Raw genomic sequence first — 16298 nt, forward strand, 5'->3', positions numbered from 1 at the left:
CCGGATTTCGGCATAATCGGTCCCATCAACACACCGCCGGTCGGCAACGTCCGGCGGTTTTCCTTTGGATTCCGCGAAACAGGGGCAGGACGAGACATGGCCACCATTCCCATCACCAAGCGAGGCGCCGAGAAGCTCAAGGCCGAACTGCACCACCTCAAGACGGTGCAGCGGCCGGCGGTCATCAATGCGATCGCCGAAGCGCGTGCGCAGGGCGACCTGTCGGAGAACGCCGAATACGACGCCGCCAAGGACCGCCAGGGCTTCATCGAGGGCCGCATCCGCGAGCTGGAAGGCAAGCTGGCGGCGGCGCAGGTCATCGACCCGGCGGCGCTGGACGCCGGCGGCAAGGTGGTGTTCGGCGCCACCGTGGAACTGGAGGAGGAAGACTCCGGCGAGCAGGTCCGCTACCAGATCGTCGGCGAGGACGAGGCCGACCTGAAGGAAGGCCTGATCAACATCTCCAGCCCGATCGCCCGCGCGCTGATCGGCAAGGAGGAAGGGGATACCGCCGAAGTGCAGGCCCCGGGCGGCATCAAGCACTACGAGATCGTCGCCGTCCAGTACGTCTGACCATGGGCTGGCGGCAGCGGGTGGCGGTGCTGGCGGCGGCCCTGTGGTGGGGCAGCCTGGGCGCCATCGGCTTCATGGCCGTGCCGCTGCTGTTCATGCACCTGCCCACGCCGGCGCTCGCGGGGCAGACGGCCGCCAAGCTGTTCTCGGCCCAGGCCTGGGTCGGCGTGGGCTGCGGCGTGGTGCTGCTGCTGTCGTCCCGGCGCACGGGCAAGGCGCCGAGCATGGACTGGGCATCGGGCGCGGTCGCCTTCGTGCTGGCCGGCTTGCTGCTGGCGCTGCTGCTCGAATTCGCCATCGCCCCGCGCATCATGGCCCGCCAGGACCTGCGCCTGTGGCACACGGCCGGCAGCGCGGCCTACGTGCTGCAGTGGGTGTGCGCGCTGGTGGTGCTGTGGCGGGTGGCCGAGCCGGCTGCGCCCGATGCGGACGCCTCGGGACCCTGACGGCGGGCGCTACCCCGCACGCCCCTTCTTCACCGACTTCTGCTTCGGCTTGGCCCGCTTGACCTGCCCGCCGGCGGTCAGGCGCTGGTTGCCCAGCACCCGCAGCGTCTTGACCTCCGGCCGCTGGCCGCCGCGCGAGCTGTACTTCAGCACCTTGAAGTCGCGCGGCCCGGGCTTGCGGTCCTCGTCGACCGCCTTCTCCTTCAGGGGCTGGGGCCGCCACAGGACCAACAGCTTGCCGATGTGCTGGATGGGGGCGGCGCCCAGCTCGTCCGCCAGCTGCTGGTAGATGGCCTCGCGCTGCTCGCGGTCGTCGCCCTGCACCCGGACCTTGATCAGGCCATGGGCGTTCAGGGCGGCGTCGGTTTCCTTCAGCACGGCGGGCGTCAGGCCCTCCTGGCCGATCATGACCACCGGATCGAGGTGGTGGGCTTCGGCCCGGTGGGCCTTGCGTTCGGCAATGGACAGTTGGAGGGCGGGCATGGCAGCTATTATCCCGCGCACCCCGAAGGCGCCCGAGTGAAAGTCAAGACCAAGAGCAGCAAGGTCAACAAGGCCTGGTTGAACGACCACGTCAACGACCCGTACGTCAAATTGGCGCAGAAGGAGGGCTACCGCGCCCGCGCCGCCTACAAGCTCAAGGAGATCGACGAGGCGCTGGGGCTGATCCGCCCAGGGCAGCTGGTGGTCGACCTGGGTTCCGCCCCCGGCGCCTGGAGCCAGTACGTGCGCCGCAAGCTGTCCCCGCAGGGGGCGGCCGTCGGCGAGCTGGCCGGCACCATCATCGCTCTGGACATCCTGCCGATGGAGCCGGTGGAGGGGGTCACCTTCCTGCAGGGCGATTTCCGCGAGAGCGACGTGCTGGCCCGCCTGGAACAGGCCGTCGGCGGCCGCAAGGCCGACGTGGTGGTCTCCGACATGGCTCCCAACCTGTCCGGGGTCGAGTCGGCCGACGCCGCCCGGATCAGCCACCTGGTCGAACTGGCCGTGGAATTCGCCCGGGGGCACCTCCGGCCCGAAGGCGCCCTGGTGGCCAAGGTCTTCCACGGCAGCGGCTACAGCCAGCTGGTGCGCCTGTTCAAGGAAACTTTCCGCGTGGTCAAGCCTCTGAAACCCAAGGCGTCGCGGGACCGCTCCTCCGAGACCTTCCTGGTCGGGATCGGCCTGAAGGACCCCGCCTGAAGCCCGGCTTTTCGCCGGTAGGCGGGCGCCCCGGCCGCTACCGCCTGTCACCCTTTTGTCCGCCCTGCTCCTTGCGCAACGGCAGGGTTCCACGACTTGAAACCCCTAGAATGGGGCGCATCTGCCTGAGGTGCCGTATCGGCACGCATCCCGGAGTCCCGAGTTGAACAATCAGTGGTTCTCGAAAATCGCCGTCTGGCTCGTCATCGCGCTCGTGCTGTTCACGGTGTTCAAGCAGTTCGACACCCGCGGTGCGGCCGGCGCCAGCGTCATGGGCTACTCGGACTTCCTGGAGGAAGTGCGGGCCAAGCGCATCAAGAATGCGGTGATCCAGGAAGGCCCCGGGGGCACCGAGATCGTCGCCATCACCAGTGACGACCGCAAGATCCGCACCACGGCCACCTACCTCGACCGGGGCCTGGTCGGCGACCTGATCAACAACGACGTCAAGTTCGACGTCAAGCCGCGCGAGGAAGGCTCGCTGCTCATGACGCTGCTCGTGAGCTGGGGCCCGATGCTGCTGCTGATCGGGGTCTGGATCTACTTCATGCGACAGATGCAGGGAGGCGGCAAGGGCGGGGCGTTCTCGTTCGGCAAGAGCAAGGCGCGCATGCTCGACGAGAACAACAACCAGGTGACCTTCGCCGATGTTGCCGGCTGTGACGAAGCGAAAGAGGAAGTCAAGGAGGTCGTCGACTTCCTGAAGGACCCGCAGAAGTTCCAGAAGCTGGGCGGGCGCATCCCGCGCGGCCTGCTGCTCGTCGGGCCTCCGGGCACCGGCAAGACGCTGCTGGCCAAGGGCATCGCCGGCGAGGCCAAGGTGCCGTTCTTCTCGATCTCCGGCTCCGACTTCGTCGAGATGTTCGTCGGCGTGGGCGCGGCCCGCGTGCGCGACATGTTCGAGAACGCCAAGAAGAACGCGCCCTGCATCATCTTCATCGACGAAATCGACGCGGTGGGCCGGCAGCGCGGCGCCGGCCTCGGCGGCGGCAACGACGAGCGCGAGCAGACCCTCAACCAGATGCTGGTCGAGATGGACGGCTTCGAGACCAACCTGGGCGTCATCGTGATCGCGGCCACCAACCGGCCCGACATCCTGGACGCCGCGCTGCTGCGCCCGGGCCGTTTCGACCGCCAGGTCTACGTGCAGCTGCCCGACATCCGCGGCCGCGAGCAGATCCTGAACGTGCACATGCGCAAGATCCCGATCGGCCAGGACGTCAAGGCCGAGGTCATCGCGCGCGGCACGCCGGGCATGTCGGGCGCCGACCTGGCCAACCTCTGCAACGAGGCGGCGCTGATGGCCGCCCGCCGCAATGCCCGCGTGGTCGAGATGCAGGACTTCGAGAAGGCCAAGGACAAGATCCTGATGGGCCCGGAGCGCAAGAGCATGGTCATGCCCGAGGAGGAGCGCCGCAACACGGCCTACCACGAGTCCGGCCACGCCCTGATCGGCAAGCTGCTGCCCAAGTGCGACCCGGTGCACAAGGTCACCATCATCCCGCGCGGCCGCGCGCTGGGCGTGACCATGAGCCTGCCCTCGCAGGACCGCTACAGCTACGACCGCGAGTACATGCTGAACCAGATCAGCATGCTGTTCGGCGGCCGGATCGCGGAAGAGGTGTTCATGAACCAGATGACCACCGGCGCTTCCAACGACTTCGAGCGAGCCACCCACCTGGCGCGCGACATGGTCATGCGCTACGGCATGAGCGAGGCGTTGGGCCCCATGGTCTACGCCGAGAACGAGGGCGAGGTGTTCCTGGGCCGCTCGGTCACCAAGACCACCAACATCTCGGAAGAGACCATGCAGAAGGTCGACGCCGAGGTGCGCCGCATCATCGACGAGCAGTACGCCCTGGCGCGCAAGCTGATCGAGGACAACCAGGACAAGATGCACGCCATGGCCAAGGCACTGCTCGAGTGGGAGACCATAGACGCCGAGCAGCTCGACGACATCATGGCCGGCAAGGATCCGCGTCCGCCCAAGGACTTCACGCCGCGCACGCCGTCGTCCGGCGGCGGCTCGGGCGGTGCCCCGGTCGGGGCCGACAACCCGGCGCCGACCGCGGCCTGATCCGGCGAGCAGCCGGGCAAAGGGGGCCCTTCGGGGCCCTTTTTGGTGCCCGTCGCTGCCGCACAATGACAACCCCATGCACTGGCAAACGACCCGCTACCGCATCGACCTCTCGCGTCCGCGGGTGATGGGCATCGTCAACGCCACCCCGGACTCCTTCTCCGACGGCGGCCGCTACCACGGCCTGCACGCGGCCCTGCACCATTGCGAGCGGCTGCTGGCCGAAGGGGCGGACATCCTGGACATCGGGGGCGAGTCCAGCCGGCCCGGCACCCCGCCTGTCGGGCTGGAGGAAGAGCTGAAGCGCGTGCTGCCGGTGCTGGAAGGCGCCGTCCGGCTGGGCGTGCCCGTATCCGTCGACACCTACAAGGCCGAGGTCATGCGCCGGGCGCTGGAACTCGGCGTCGACATCGTCAACGACATCGCGGCGCTGCGCCAGCGGGGCGCACTGGACGCCGTGGCCGCGCACCCGGCCTGCGGCGTGTGCCTCATGCACATGCACGGCGAGCCGCGCACCATGCAGCAGGCAACGATGGCCGGGGACCCGGTGCCGCAGGTGGTCGAGTTGCTGCGGGCTCAGAGCCGCGCCCTGCAGGACCGCGGAGTGGCGGCCGAACGCATCGTCTGGGATCCGGGCATCGGGTTCGGCAAGACGGTGGAGCAGAATTTCGCCTTGCTGGCGCGGCAGGACGAGCTGCTGGCCCATGGGCATCCGCTGCTGGCGGGGTGGTCGCGCAAGTCCTCGCTGGGCCGGATCACCGGCCTGCCCGTGAACGAGCGCATGATTCCCAGCGTCGCGGCAGCGCTGCTCGCCGTCGAGCGGGGCGCCCGCATCGTGCGGGTGCACGACGTGCGCGAGACCGTGGCGGCGCTCGATGTCTGGGCGGCCATGGACAGTGAACAACAAGGGCGTGAAGGGAGGCCCACGACATGAGCAGGCAGTATTTCGGCACCGACGGCATTCGCGGCACCGTCGGCAAGTCACCCATCACGCCCGATTTCGTGCTGCGCCTGGCCCATGCGGTCGGACGGGTCCTCAGGCGCTCCGAGCCGCGTCCGACGGTGCTGATCGGCAAGGACACCCGGATCTCCGGCTACATGCTGGAAAGCGCGCTGGAGTCGGGTTTCAATTCCGCCGGCGTCGACGTGGTGCTGCTGGGACCGCTGCCGACGCCGGGCGTCGCCTATCTCACCCGCGCCCAGCGCGCCAGCCTGGGCGCGGTGATCAGCGCCAGCCACAACCCGTTCGGCGACAACGGGATCAAGTTCTTCAGCGCGCAGGGCACCAAGCTGCCCGACCAGTGGGAGCTGGACGTGGAGGCCGCGCTGCAGGAGGCGCCCGCCTGGGCCGATTCCGCCAGCCTGGGCAAGGCCCGGCGCCTGGACGACGCGGCCGGCCGCTACATCGAATTCTGCAAGAGCACCTTCGCCAACGACCTCACGCTCAAGGGCCTGACCATCGTGGTCGACGCCGCGCACGGCGCCGCGTACCACATCGCTCCCAAGGTCTTCCACGAGCTGGGTGCCGAGGTGCACTGCATCGGCTGCGCCCCCGACGGCCAGAACATCAACCGCGACTGCGGCGCCACCCATCCCGAAGCGCTGGTGCGGGCGGTGCGCGAGCACGGCGCCGACTTCGGCGTCGCGCTGGACGGCGACGCCGACCGCTTGCAGCTGGTGGACGCGAGCGGTCGCCTGTACAACGGGGACGAGCTGCTGTACGTGATGGTGACCGAGCGCCTGGCGCGCGGCGAGCGGGTGTCCGGTGCCGTGGGCACGCTGATGACCAACATGGCGGTCGAGATGGCCCTGCGCGGCCACGACGTCGAGTTCGTGCGCGCCAAGGTCGGCGACCGCTATGTGCTCGAAGAGCTGGACAAGCGCGGCTGGCTGCTGGGCGGCGAGGGCTCCGGCCACCTGCTGGCCCTGGACAAGCACACCACCGGCGACGGCCTGATCAGTGCCCTGCAGGTGCTCAAGGCCTGCGCGCGCAGCGGCCGGTCGCTGGCGCAGCTGCTCGAGGGCGTGAGCCTGTACCCGCAGACCCTGGTCAACGTACGGCTGCAGCCCGGCCAGGACTGGAAGAAGAGCCGCGGCCTGCCGGCTGCGCAAGAGGCGCTGGAAAAGCGCCTGGCCGATCGCGGCCGGATCCTCATCCGCCCTAGCGGCACCGAGCCGGTGGTACGGGTGATGGTGGAGGCGCAGGACGCCGCGCTGGCCAAGGAAGGCGCGCAGCAGCTGGCGCAGGCCATCCAGGCCGGCTGACCCTTGGCGCGGCCCGGCCGGCGACCGCGTGGCTCGAGCGCGGCCGCCACGGGGCCGGATGAGCGCGCCGCACCGCTGCCATGCGGGCGAGTGTCACGGAGTTGTCATGGAGCCTTCGTAGAGTCGTCACGAACGACGCCTAGAGTGCTCTTCGGTTGCACTACCAAGGACTGACTCCATGAACAAGACCATCCGCGTGGCCGCCCTCGGCCTGCTCGGCTTTTCCCTCGCCGGCCTGGCGGCCGCACAGGACGTCACCGGCGCCGGCGCCAGCTTCCCGGCGCCGCTGTATGCCAAGTGGGCCGCCGATTACCAGAAGGCGACCGGCGCCCGCATCAACTACCAGTCGGTCGGGTCCGGCGCGGGCCTGCGCCAGATCGAGGCCAGGACCGTGGACTTCGGCGCTTCCGACGCGCCCCTGAAGGACGAGGAGCTGGCCAGCAAGGGCCTGGTCCAGTTCCCGACCGTGATCGGTGGCGTGGTGCCCGTGGTCAACATCAAGGGCATCGCGGCCGGCCAGCTGCGGCTGAGCGGCCCGGTGCTGGCCGACATCTACCTCGGCAAGATCGGCAAGTGGAGCGACCCGGCGATCAAGGCGCTGAATCCCTCGCTGAGCCTTCCCGACGCCGCCATCGCGCCGGTGCGCCGCGCGGACGGCTCCGGCACCAGCTTCCTGTTCACCAACTACCTGTCCAAGGTCAGCCCGGAGTGGAAGGCCAGGGTGGGCGAGGGCACGGCGGTGAACTGGCCGACCGGCGCGGGCGGCAAGGGCAACGAAGGCGTGGCGGCGTTCGTCGGCCGCCTGCCCAACTCGATCGGCTACGTCGAATACGCCTACGTCAAGCAGAACAAGATGACCTACGCGCTGATGCAGAACTCGGCCAGCCAGTTCGTCGCACCCGAAGACACGGCTTTCAAGGCGGCCGCTGCGGGAGCCGACTGGAGCAGGAGCTTCCACCAGGTGCTGACCAACCAGCCGGGGGCGCAGTCCTGGCCTATCACCGGCGCCACCTTCATCCTGATGCACAAGACCCAGGACAAGCCCGCGAAGGCCGCAGCTGCGCTGAAGTTCTTCGATTGGGCCTACGCCAACGGCGACCCGACGGCCGAGAACCTCGACTACGTGCCGATGCCGGAGGCGGTCAAGGGCCAGATCCGCAAGCTGTGGACCGCCGGAATCAAGGACACCTCCGGCAGCCCGGTCATCGCCAGGTAACGGGACCTGAGGGCGCACTTGTCTTCTGCACACCCGGCCCATGACGGCCGCCTCGAAGCTCCTCGCGTGCCGCCGCGGGCGCGGGCTGGCGGCATGAAGCGGCCGGGTGGGCGGCGCACCGGCGCCTGGGCCGACCGCGCCTTCGGCTGGGCCGCGTGCGGTGCCGCCATCACCACCCTGGGCCTGCTGCTGGCCATCCTGGCTTCGCTGGTGGTCGGCGCCTGGCCGGCGATCGAGCGCTACGGCCTGGGCTTCATGGCCAGCACGGTGTGGGACCCGGTCACCAACGAGTATGGCGGCCTGGTGATGATCTACGGGACCATCGCCACGTCGCTGATCGCGCTGGTGATCGCGGTGCCGGTGAGCTTCGGCATCGCGCTGTTCCTGACCGAGCTGTCGCCGGCCTGGCTCAAGCGCCCGCTGGGGACGGCCATCGAACTGTTGGCCGCCGTGCCATCCATCGTCTACGGCATGTGGGGCCTGCTGGTGTTCGGCCCCATCCTGGCCACCTGGGTGCAACAGCCGCTGCAGGCCTTGCTGGGCGGCGTGCCTTTCCTGGGCGCCCTGGTGTCCGGCCCGCCGGTCGGGATCGGCATCCTCTCGGCCGGGATCATCCTGGCCATCATGATCATCCCCTTCATCGCGGCCGTGATGCGCGACGTGTTCGAGGTCACGCCGCCGATGCTGAAGGAATCGGCCTATGCGCTGGGCTCGACGACCTGGGAGGTCGTCTCCCGCGTGGTGCTGCCCTACACCAAGGCCGGCGTCATCGGCGGCATCATGCTGGGGCTGGGCCGCGCGCTCGGGGAAACCATGGCCGTGACCTTCGTGATCGGCAACTTCAACCAGCTCGACTCGCTGTCGCTGTTCCAGCCGGCCAACAGCATCACTTCGGCGCTGGCCAACGAGTTCGCCGAGGCGGCCAGCGGCCTTCACCAGGCGGCGCTGATCTACCTGGGCCTGGTGCTGTTCTTCATCACCTTCGTGGTGCTCGCGCTCTCCAAGCTGCTGCTGATGCGCCTGCGCAAGGGCGAGGGAGCACGGGCATGAACGGCACCGGAACCGGCGCCCGCCTGATCGCGCGGTCGGATGCGGCGTTGCAGCGCGAGCGGCGCTACGCGGCCCGCAAGCGGGTCAACCAGGTGGCACTGGCCCTGTCGCTGGGAGCCATGGCCTTCGGCGTGTTCTGGCTGCTGTGGATCCTGTGGGAGACGGTGAACCTGGGCGTCGCCGGCCTGGCCTGGTCCACGCTGGTCGAGATGACCCCGCCCCCCAATGAGGCGGGTGGGCTGGCCAACGCCATCTACGGCTCCTTCCTGATGGTGGCGGCGGCGACCCTGATCGCCACCCCGATCGGCATCCTGGCCGGCGTCTACCTGGCCGAGTACGACCCGCAGGGCTGGCTGGGCTCGTCCACCCGCTTCGTCAACGACATCCTGCTGTCGGCGCCTTCCATCGTGATCGGCCTGTTCATCTACGCGGTCGTGGTGGCGCGCTTCCGGCAGTTCTCCGGCTGGGCCGGCGCGCTGGCGCTGGCGCTGATCGTGATCCCGGTGGTGATCCGCACCACCGAGAACATGCTGCTGCTGGTGCCGGCGGGCCTGCGCGAAGCGGCCTATGCGCTCGGCGCGCCCAAGTGGAAGGTGATCACGCTGATCACGCTGCGGGCGGCACGCGCCGGCGTGGTGACCGGCGTGCTGCTGGCCGTCGCCCGGATTTCGGGCGAGACGGCCCCCCTGCTGTTCACGGCGCTGAACAACCAGTTCTGGACCTCCGACATGGGCGAGCCCATGGCCAGCCTGCCGGTGACCATCTTCAAGTTCGCCATGAGCCCCTACGAGAACTGGCAGCAGCTGGCCTGGGCGGCCGTGTTCCTGATCACCGCCGCCGTGCTGGGGCTGAACATCCTGGCGCGCCTGCTGACGCGCAACCGGACCTGATCCCATGAATCCATCGCCATCGCCTTCCGCCAAGATCGCGGTCAAGGGCCTGAACTTCTGGTACGGCAAGTTCCACGCTCTCAAGGGCATCGACCTGGAGATCCCGGACCGGAAGGTCACGGCCTTCATCGGCCCGTCGGGCTGCGGCAAGTCCACGCTGCTGCGCACCTTCAACCGCATGTACGAGTTGTACCCGGACCAGCGCGCCGAAGGCCAGATCGTGCTGGATGGCGAGGACCTGCTGGCCTCGAAGCAGGACGTGGCGCTGATCCGCGCGCGCATCGGCATGGTGTTCCAGAAGCCCACGCCCTTCCCGATGTCGATCTACGACAACATCGCGTTCGGCGTGCGGCTGTTCGAGGACCTGGGCGCGACCGACATGGACGAGCGGGTCGAATGGGCGCTGCGCAAGGCGGCGTTGTGGACCGAGGTGCGCGACAAGCTCAACCAGAGCGGCGCCGGCCTGTCGGGCGGCCAGCAGCAGCGCCTGTGCATCGCGCGAGGCATCGCGATCAAGCCCGAGGTCCTGCTGCTGGACGAGCCCTGCTCGGCGCTGGACCCGATCTCCACCGGGCGCATCGAGGAACTGATCGGCGAACTCAAGGACGAATACACCGTGGTCATCGTCACGCACAACATGCAGCAGGCCGCCCGCGTCAGCGACTACACCGCCTACATGTACCTGGGCGACCTGGTGGAGATGGGCGAGACCGAGCAGATCTTCTTCAAGCCGTCCCGCAAGGAGACCGAGGACTACATCACCGGCCGCTTCGGCTGAGCCGGCAGGAGGAGCCCATGTCCGACAAGCACCTCTCCACCCAGTTCGACAGCGACCTTCGCGGTGCTTCCGCGCGCGTGATGGAACTCGGCGGCCTGGTCGAATCGCAGATCCGCCAGGCCGTGTACGCACTGTCGCAGTTCAACGCCGAAGCCGCCTCGAAGGTGCTGGAGACCGAGCAGCGCGTCAACGCGATGGAACTGGACATCGACCGCGAGCTGTCGTCCATCATCGCGCGGCGCCAGCCCACGGCGCGCGACCTGCGCCTGCTGATCGCCATCTCCAAGACCACCGCCAACCTGGAGCGGGTGGGCGACGAGGCGGCCAAGATCGCACGCATGGTGCGCTCCATCATCGACAGCGGCGCGTCGCGTTCGCTGCCGGCGTCGGAGCTGCGGCTGGCGGCCGACCTCGCTTCCGAGCTGCTGCGCCGCGCGCTGGACGCCTTCGCCCGGCTGGACACCGAGGCGGCGCTGGCCATCCTCAAGGCCGACGACCAGATCGACCAGGAGTTCGACGGCTTCGTGCGCAAGCTGATCACCTACATGATGGAAGACCCGCGCACCATCTCGGCCAGCCTGGACCTGCTGTTCCTGGCCAAGGCCATCGAGCGCATCGGCGACCACGCCAAGAACATCGCCGAGTTCATCATCTACGTGGTCATGGGGGCCGACGTGCGCCATGCGTCCATGGCCGAGGTGGAGTCCGCGCTGCGGCAGGAGGGCCGATGAAGCTGCAACCGCGTGTCCTGGTGGTCGAGGACGAGCCGGCCATCGCCGAGCTGGTGGCGGTGAACCTGCGCCACGGCGGCTTCCAGCCGGTCTGTGCCGGCGACGCCGAGGAGGCCCAGCGCGAGCTGGACGCGGTGCTGCCCGACGCCATCCTGCTGGACTGGATGCTGCCCGGCCAGAGCGGCCTGGCGCTGGCCCGCAAGTGGCGCGCCAGCGAGCGCACGCGCGCCATCCCTATCCTGATGCTGACCGCGCGCGGCGACGAGCCGGACAAGGTGGCCGGGCTGGATGCCGGCGCCGACGACTACATCACCAAGCCGTTCTCCACCCAGGAGCTGCTGGCGCGCATCCGCGCGGTGCTGCGCCGCCGCGCGCCCGAGCAGGACGGGCAGGCCCTGCAGATCGGCGAGCTGTCGCTGGACCCGCAGGCGCACCGGGCGCGCTGGCGCGGCGAGCCGCTCAAGCTGGGGCCGACCGAGTTCCGGCTCCTGAACTACCTGATGCGGCATCCGGAGCGGGTGCACAGCCGCTCGCAACTGCTGGACAAGGTCTGGGGCGACCACGTGTTCATCGAGGAGCGCACGGTCGATGTCCATGTGAAGCGCTTGCGCGAAGCGCTGGGCGCCGCCGGGGCGATGGTGGAAACCGTGCGGGGCGCGGGCTATCGCTTTGCCGCGCAACCAGTACCCGTCCCGCGCGACGACTGAACCGTACCTCCCATGACGGGCCGCCCCCTTGCGTTCGTGCTGTGCCAGGCCGTGGGCGCGGCGTTGGGCGGCTGGCTGTCCGGCGAGCGGGGCGCCCTGGTGGGCGCGCTCGCGGGAAGCCTGGCGTGGTGGCTGCTGGACCTGGTGCGGGGCATGCGCCTGCTGCGGTGGCTGCGCGACGGCGCCGAGGGCGACCCGCCGCGAACCGGTGGCCTGTGGACCGAGATCGGGGACCGCCTGCGCCGTGCCCTGCGCCAGCGCGAGCGCACGGCGCAGGAGTCCGGCGAGCGCCTGCAGGCCTTCCTGTCGGCCATCCAGGCCTCGCCCAATGGCGTGATCCTGCTCGATGCCGAGGGCCGCATCGAGTGGTGCAACCAGACCGCGGCGGCGCAACTGGGCATCGATCCGGAACGCGACCTGCTGCAGCACGTGGGCAACCTGCTGCGCGATCCGGCCTTCGCCGACTACCACGCGGCCGGCGCCTACGGCCGCGACGTGGTGATCACCGCCCGCGACAGTTCGCCCGGCCGGCCGGTGCGCCTGTCCCTGCAGCTGCACCCGTATGGCCAGGGGCGCAAGCTGCTGCTGGCGCGCGACGTCACGGCGATCGAGCAGGCCGATGCGATGCGGCGCGATTTCGTCGCCAACGTCTCGCACGAGGTCCGCACCCCGCTGACGGTGCTCGCCGGCTTCATCGAGACCTTGCAGCAGCTCCCGCTGGGCGAAGCCGACCGCGCCCGCTACCTCGGGCTGATGGCGCAGCAGGCCCACCGCATGCAGTCGCTGGTCAACGACCTGCTCACCCTGTCTCGGCTGGAGGGCAGCCCCCCGCCGGACACGGCGGAGTGGACCGCGGTCGAGGCGCTAATGGCGCAATGCGAGCAGGACACGCGCTCGCTCTCGGCCGTGGTGGGCAAGGACTCGCACGAACTCGCCTTCGACCCGGGTGCAGGGATGGAAGTGGCCGGCTCCGCGCCGGAGTTGCTCAGCGCCATGTCCAACCTGGCCAGCAATGCGGTGCGCTACACGCCCGTGGGCGGCCGCATCGACGTGCGCTGGCAGTGGCTGCCGGATGGCCGCGCCGAGTTCTCGGTGCGCGACACCGGGCCCGGCATCCCGCCCGAGCACCTGCCGCGGCTGACCGAGCGCTTCTACCGCGTGGATCGCAGCCGCTCGCGCGAGACCGGCGGCACCGGGCTGGGGCTGGCCATCGTCAAGCACGTGGCGCAGCGCCATGGCGCGGAGCTGCGCATCGACAGCCGACCCGGCGCCGGGTCGACCTTCGCCATCGTGCTGCCCGCGGCGCGCGTGCGGCGCGTCACGCCCGCACCGGGCGGTGCGAGCGCACCACGCGCCACAGCAACGCCGTGAACGCCGCCGCGGTGAGGGCCAGGGCGATGCCGCCCGCGCCCCAGAACGCGGCAGGCGTCTGCAGGGGCGGCCAAGGGCCGAGCCCGCGGTAGGCCAGCAGGTAGCCGCCGCCCAGCCCCACGCCCCACAGCAGCACGCAATAGACCACCAGCGGGCGGGTGGCTACGCCGTAGCTGCGCAGCAGGAACACGCACAGCGCCTGGGTGGCGTCGGCGATGTGGTACAGGGCGACCCACAACAGCAGGCCGGCCGCCAGCGCCACCACGCGCGGGTTGTCGCCGGCGTACAGCCGCGCGAGGCCGTCGCGTGACAGCGCGATCAGGGCGGCGCTCGTGCAGGCCAGCAGCAGCGTGATGCGCAGGCCGGTGCGCAGGGTCTCGCGGGCGCGGCGGTCGTCGCCCGCGCCCAGCCAGTAGCTGACCCGGGCGCTGGTGGCCAGCCCGAGCGACAGCGGCACCATGTAGAGCACCGCGGTGAGGTTGCTGGCGATCTGGTGGCTGGCCGCCGCCACCGTCCCCTGCCGGGCGATGAACAGCGCCATCAGCGTGAACGAGGTCACCTCCACCATCACCGCCAGCGCTGTCGGCACGCCCAGGCGGGCGAAGGCGCGCTGCACGTTCCAGTCGGGCCGTTCCACGGCCCGCCAGATGCGGTAGGGCTCGTACAGCGAATGCGTGCGCAGGGTCCAGGCCGCCAGCGCGAGCAGCAGCCAGTTGACGGCAACCGTCGCCCAGGCGCAGCCGGCCAGGCCCATGGCCGGCACGCCGGCGCCGCCGAAGGTGAACCAGATCGACAAGGGCACCTTCACCAGCAGCGAGGCCGCCTGCAGCCAGGTCACCATCACCGGCCGGCCCAGCGCCTGGTTCAGCGTGGAATAGGCGCGGAACAGCAGCGCCGGGGGCAGCGACAGGGCCAGCACGGCCAGGTACTCCAGCACCTGCCGCTCCAAGTGCGGCGGCACCTGCGCCCATCGCAGCAGCGGGTCCGGGAACAGCAGCGCCGCCATCCCCACCACCATCGCGACGAGGCACAACCACACGGCCTGCCGCACCGAGCGGCCCACCTCCGGGCCCCGACCGGCCCCGCGCAACTCCGCCCAGACCGGCAGCTGCGCCTGCACCATGGCCTGCAGCGCGACGAAGATGCTGATGTAGACCGCCGAACCCACCGACAGCGTGGCCAGTGCCTCGGGCGCATAGCGTCCGGCGATCAGGGTGTCGGCCACGCCGAAGGCCATGGTGGCGAGCTGGCCCACCAGCACGGTGCCCGCATGGCGGGCGATGATGCCGCGCTCGGACATCAGTCGACCCGCGACTGCCGCTCGTAGAGCAGGACGTTGTCCTCGGCGTCGGTGGGGCGGCGCACGGTGGCGACCAGCCGCCACTGCTTCATGTCCAGCGCCACGCCGGCGGCGGGCTGGTAGTCCGAGCCCATCACCAGCCAGGGGCACTGGGGCTGCCAGGCCGCGGGCCGCAGCGACAGCTGGCCGTGGTAGCCCAGGGCCGCGGACTGCCCGCGCGTGAGGCCGAACACCTCCACGCAGCCCGGGTGGTCCATGGCCTGCGTGACGCCGCGCACCACCGCCGTGTAGCTGCGGGCGTAGTCGAGCACCGGCAGCCATAGCGTCATCAACAGCAGCCAGCACAGCGCGGCGCCGCCGGCCGGCAGCACCAGGCTCTTCCAGATCGCCGCGCGGTTGCGGCCGGCGCGCCAGCGGACCAGCCAGCCCCACGCGACCGTGCCGGCCAGCGCCGCGAGGAAGGCGAGCAGCGAGAAGCTCGGTTCGAAGCCCGAGGCCAGCTTGGCGACGTTGGCAGCCGGCTTGGCCGGGATGCCGGTGTGCAGCGAGATCCACACCACCCAGATCACGACGGCGCAGCCGGTGAAGAACAGCAGGGTGAACCAGTCGATCAGCGACGCCACCGTGCGGCGCAGCGTCGGCAACGCGAACACGGCCAGGGTCGCCAACGCTGGCAGTCCCAGCAGCAGCGAGCGGTCGGACGCGTGCGTCAGCAGGGTGGAGGCGATGGCGACCAGCGCGAACCACAGGGGCAGGGCCACATGCCGGGCCGAGAGCTGGCGGCGCCAGCGCCACACCGTCCACGCGGCCAGCGGCCCGGCCGGCCAGGTGAACCACACCAGCAGGCGGGCCGCGGGGCGCCAACTCCGGTCGGCCGGATCGGGGATGCGCCAGCGCCATAGGTCCAGCACGCCGGCCATCCAGGCCACGACCAAGGTGGTCGCCAGCAGCAGGCCGGCCCACAGCCAGCGGCGCCGGCGCAGGCGCTCGTCGTCGGGCGAATCCAGCACCGTGATCAGCGCGCCCCCGGTACCCAGCAGGACCGCCGTGCTGGGCGCCCCGCTCAGGGCCAGTCCGGCCAGCCCGACGACGATCGCCACCAAGGGGCTGGCGGTGCGGTAGGGCAGCGCGGCGACGCCGAAGAAGGCCAGCGCCGTACAGCCGAGCTGCGCCAGGGCCGGCGTGGTCTCGTGCGACAGCTGGGCCAGCCCCAGGCAGGCGATCAGTGCGAGCAGGCCGCCGTCGGCGATGGCCCGCGCGTAGTCCCTGGGCTGGGCCTCGCCGCCGAAGGCGAACGGCACCGGCTGGGCGCGCGGCGTGCGGGCCAGGAAATAGATGCCGTACCAGGTGGCCGCCAGCGTGAGCACCAGCAGGGCGGCAAACGGCAGGCGGACCGCGAAATCCGCCGGGATCCAGGACGGGGACAGCTTGATCGCCCAGGCGCCCAGCCAGTAGGGCAGCAGGGCATCGAACTCGGGCGGCTGGCCCAGCAGCGTCGGCGACAGCCAGGCGCTGCGACCGCTGGCGAGCTCGAGCATGTAGCCGAAGGCCGTGACGTCCGCGCTCTTCCAGGGCGCACGGCCGACGAAGCCGGGGACCACGTACGCGGCACAGAACAGCAGCAGTGCAAGCCGCGGCAGCCGCCGCACGGCGCTCTGGGCGACGATGGCGGGGGTCGGCTGGTTCACGCGGGCGAGTGTGCCATGTACCGT

Annotated in this window: 16 protein-coding genes; 13 read left to right on the forward strand and 3 right to left on the reverse strand. The window is 70.3% G+C overall.

The features are described from left to right. Window positions 1–96: 96 nt before the first annotated feature. Together greA and VEC03_RS18395 are read left to right on the forward strand one after the other, a co-directional pair. On the forward strand, window positions 97–573 hold the full coding sequence (gene greA / locus VEC03_RS18390; RefSeq protein ID WP_324918582.1) for a transcription elongation factor GreA: 477 nt from the start codon (window positions 97–99) through the stop codon (window positions 571–573). A 2-nt stretch (window positions 574–575) separates the two neighbouring features. Beyond that, complete coding sequence (locus VEC03_RS18395; RefSeq protein ID WP_324918584.1) at window positions 576–1019, forward strand: DUF4149 domain-containing protein; 444 nt, start codon at window positions 576–578, stop codon at window positions 1017–1019. A gap of 9 nt (window positions 1020–1028) precedes the next feature. Here the strand turns inward: VEC03_RS18395 and VEC03_RS18400 are convergent, their stop codons facing one another. Next, window positions 1029–1502, reverse strand: a complete 474-nt coding sequence (locus tag VEC03_RS18400) for a YhbY family RNA-binding protein (protein ID WP_324918587.1) — start codon at window positions 1500–1502, stop codon at window positions 1029–1031. A gap of 36 nt (window positions 1503–1538) precedes the next feature. Between VEC03_RS18400 and VEC03_RS18405 the strand changes: the two genes are divergently transcribed. The 11 genes from VEC03_RS18405 (at window position 1539) to phoR (ending at window position 13286) form a co-directional block, all read left to right on the forward strand. Further along, on the forward strand, window positions 1539–2201 hold the full coding sequence (locus VEC03_RS18405; protein WP_324918590.1) for an RlmE family RNA methyltransferase: 663 nt from the start codon (window positions 1539–1541) through the stop codon (window positions 2199–2201). Between the two features lie 163 nt (window positions 2202–2364). After that, window positions 2365–4278, forward strand: a complete 1914-nt coding sequence (gene ftsH, locus VEC03_RS18410; RefSeq protein ID WP_324918593.1) for an ATP-dependent zinc metalloprotease FtsH — start codon at window positions 2365–2367, stop codon at window positions 4276–4278. Between the two features lie 76 nt (window positions 4279–4354). After that, entirely contained in the window at window positions 4355–5212 is an 858-nt protein-coding gene (folP, locus tag VEC03_RS18415; RefSeq protein ID WP_324918596.1) for a dihydropteroate synthase, read from the forward strand. Continuing rightward, on the forward strand, window positions 5209–6543 hold the full coding sequence (gene glmM, locus VEC03_RS18420; RefSeq protein ID WP_324918599.1) for a phosphoglucosamine mutase: 1335 nt from the start codon (window positions 5209–5211) through the stop codon (window positions 6541–6543). The genes folP and glmM overlap by 4 nt, the downstream gene beginning before the upstream one ends. Before the next feature lie 178 nt (window positions 6544–6721). Then, window positions 6722–7759, forward strand: coding sequence for a phosphate ABC transporter substrate-binding protein PstS (gene pstS, locus VEC03_RS18425; RefSeq protein WP_324918602.1), 1038 nt, complete (start codon window positions 6722–6724; stop codon window positions 7757–7759). A 93-nt stretch (window positions 7760–7852) separates the two neighbouring features. Continuing rightward, window positions 7853–8809 (forward strand): phosphate ABC transporter permease subunit PstC, encoded by a 957-nt coding sequence (pstC, locus tag VEC03_RS18430; RefSeq protein ID WP_324918604.1) that lies wholly within the window; start codon window positions 7853–7855, stop codon window positions 8807–8809. Continuing rightward, complete coding sequence (gene pstA, locus VEC03_RS18435; RefSeq protein ID WP_324918607.1) at window positions 8806–9699, forward strand: phosphate ABC transporter permease PstA; 894 nt, start codon at window positions 8806–8808, stop codon at window positions 9697–9699. Before pstC ends, pstA begins: the two co-directional genes overlap by 4 nt. A 4-nt stretch (window positions 9700–9703) precedes the next feature. Next, window positions 9704–10477 (forward strand): phosphate ABC transporter ATP-binding protein PstB, encoded by a 774-nt coding sequence (pstB, locus tag VEC03_RS18440; RefSeq protein ID WP_324918609.1) that lies wholly within the window; start codon window positions 9704–9706, stop codon window positions 10475–10477. Window positions 10478–10494: 17 nt separating this feature from the next. Next, window positions 10495–11208, forward strand: coding sequence for a phosphate signaling complex protein PhoU (gene phoU / locus VEC03_RS18445; protein WP_324918612.1), 714 nt, complete (start codon window positions 10495–10497; stop codon window positions 11206–11208). Then, entirely contained in the window at window positions 11205–11915 is a 711-nt protein-coding gene (gene phoB / locus VEC03_RS18450) for a phosphate regulon transcriptional regulator PhoB (RefSeq protein ID WP_324918615.1), read from the forward strand. The genes phoU and phoB overlap by 4 nt, the downstream gene beginning before the upstream one ends. A 12-nt stretch (window positions 11916–11927) precedes the next feature. Further along, complete coding sequence (gene phoR / locus VEC03_RS18455) at window positions 11928–13286, forward strand: phosphate regulon sensor histidine kinase PhoR (protein ID WP_324918618.1); 1359 nt, start codon at window positions 11928–11930, stop codon at window positions 13284–13286. On the opposite strand, the gene VEC03_RS18460 is transcribed toward phoR, so the two are convergent. Both VEC03_RS18460 and VEC03_RS18465 read right to left on the reverse strand, forming a co-directional pair. Beyond that, window positions 13234–14586, reverse strand: coding sequence for an MATE family efflux transporter (locus tag VEC03_RS18460; RefSeq protein ID WP_324918621.1), 1353 nt, complete (start codon window positions 14584–14586; stop codon window positions 13234–13236). The genes phoR and VEC03_RS18460 overlap by 53 nt on opposite strands. Next, window positions 14586–16274 carry a hypothetical protein gene (locus tag VEC03_RS18465; RefSeq protein ID WP_324918624.1) on the reverse strand — a complete coding sequence of 563 codons (1689 nt, stop codon included), beginning with the start codon at window positions 16272–16274 and terminating at the stop codon, window positions 14586–14588. Before VEC03_RS18465 ends, VEC03_RS18460 begins: the two co-directional genes overlap by 1 nt. Between the last annotated feature and the right edge of the window lie 24 nt (window positions 16275–16298).

It is taken from the genome of Ramlibacter sp., from assembly GCF_035627355.1.
Taxonomy (GTDB): Bacteria; Pseudomonadota; Gammaproteobacteria; order Burkholderiales; family Burkholderiaceae_C; genus Ramlibacter.

What these genes read in the sequence shown, in the direction of transcription:
- greA (WP_324918582.1), top strand. Translation starts at nt 97, where the DNA reads ATGGCCACCATTCCCATCACCAAGCGAGGCGCCGAGAAGCTCAAGGCC.
- VEC03_RS18395 (WP_324918584.1), top strand. Translation starts at nt 576, where the DNA reads ATGGGCTGGCGGCAGCGGGTGGCGGTGCTGGCGGCGGCCCTGTGGTGG.
- VEC03_RS18400 (WP_324918587.1), bottom strand. Translation starts at nt 1,502, where the DNA reads ATGCCCGCCCTCCAACTGTCCATTGCCGAACGCAAGGCCCACCGGGCC.
- folP (WP_324918596.1), top strand. Translation starts at nt 4,355, where the DNA reads ATGCACTGGCAAACGACCCGCTACCGCATCGACCTCTCGCGTCCGCGG.
- glmM (WP_324918599.1), top strand. Translation starts at nt 5,209, where the DNA reads ATGAGCAGGCAGTATTTCGGCACCGACGGCATTCGCGGCACCGTCGGC.
- pstS (WP_324918602.1), top strand. Translation starts at nt 6,722, where the DNA reads ATGAACAAGACCATCCGCGTGGCCGCCCTCGGCCTGCTCGGCTTTTCC.
- pstC (WP_324918604.1), top strand. Translation starts at nt 7,853, where the DNA reads ATGAAGCGGCCGGGTGGGCGGCGCACCGGCGCCTGGGCCGACCGCGCC.
- pstA (WP_324918607.1), top strand. Translation starts at nt 8,806, where the DNA reads ATGAACGGCACCGGAACCGGCGCCCGCCTGATCGCGCGGTCGGATGCG.
- pstB (WP_324918609.1), top strand. Translation starts at nt 9,704, where the DNA reads ATGAATCCATCGCCATCGCCTTCCGCCAAGATCGCGGTCAAGGGCCTG.
- phoU (WP_324918612.1), top strand. Translation starts at nt 10,495, where the DNA reads ATGTCCGACAAGCACCTCTCCACCCAGTTCGACAGCGACCTTCGCGGT.
- phoB (WP_324918615.1), top strand. Translation starts at nt 11,205, where the DNA reads ATGAAGCTGCAACCGCGTGTCCTGGTGGTCGAGGACGAGCCGGCCATC.
- phoR (WP_324918618.1), top strand. Translation starts at nt 11,928, where the DNA reads ATGACGGGCCGCCCCCTTGCGTTCGTGCTGTGCCAGGCCGTGGGCGCG.
- VEC03_RS18460 (WP_324918621.1), bottom strand. Translation starts at nt 14,586, where the DNA reads ATGTCCGAGCGCGGCATCATCGCCCGCCATGCGGGCACCGTGCTGGTG.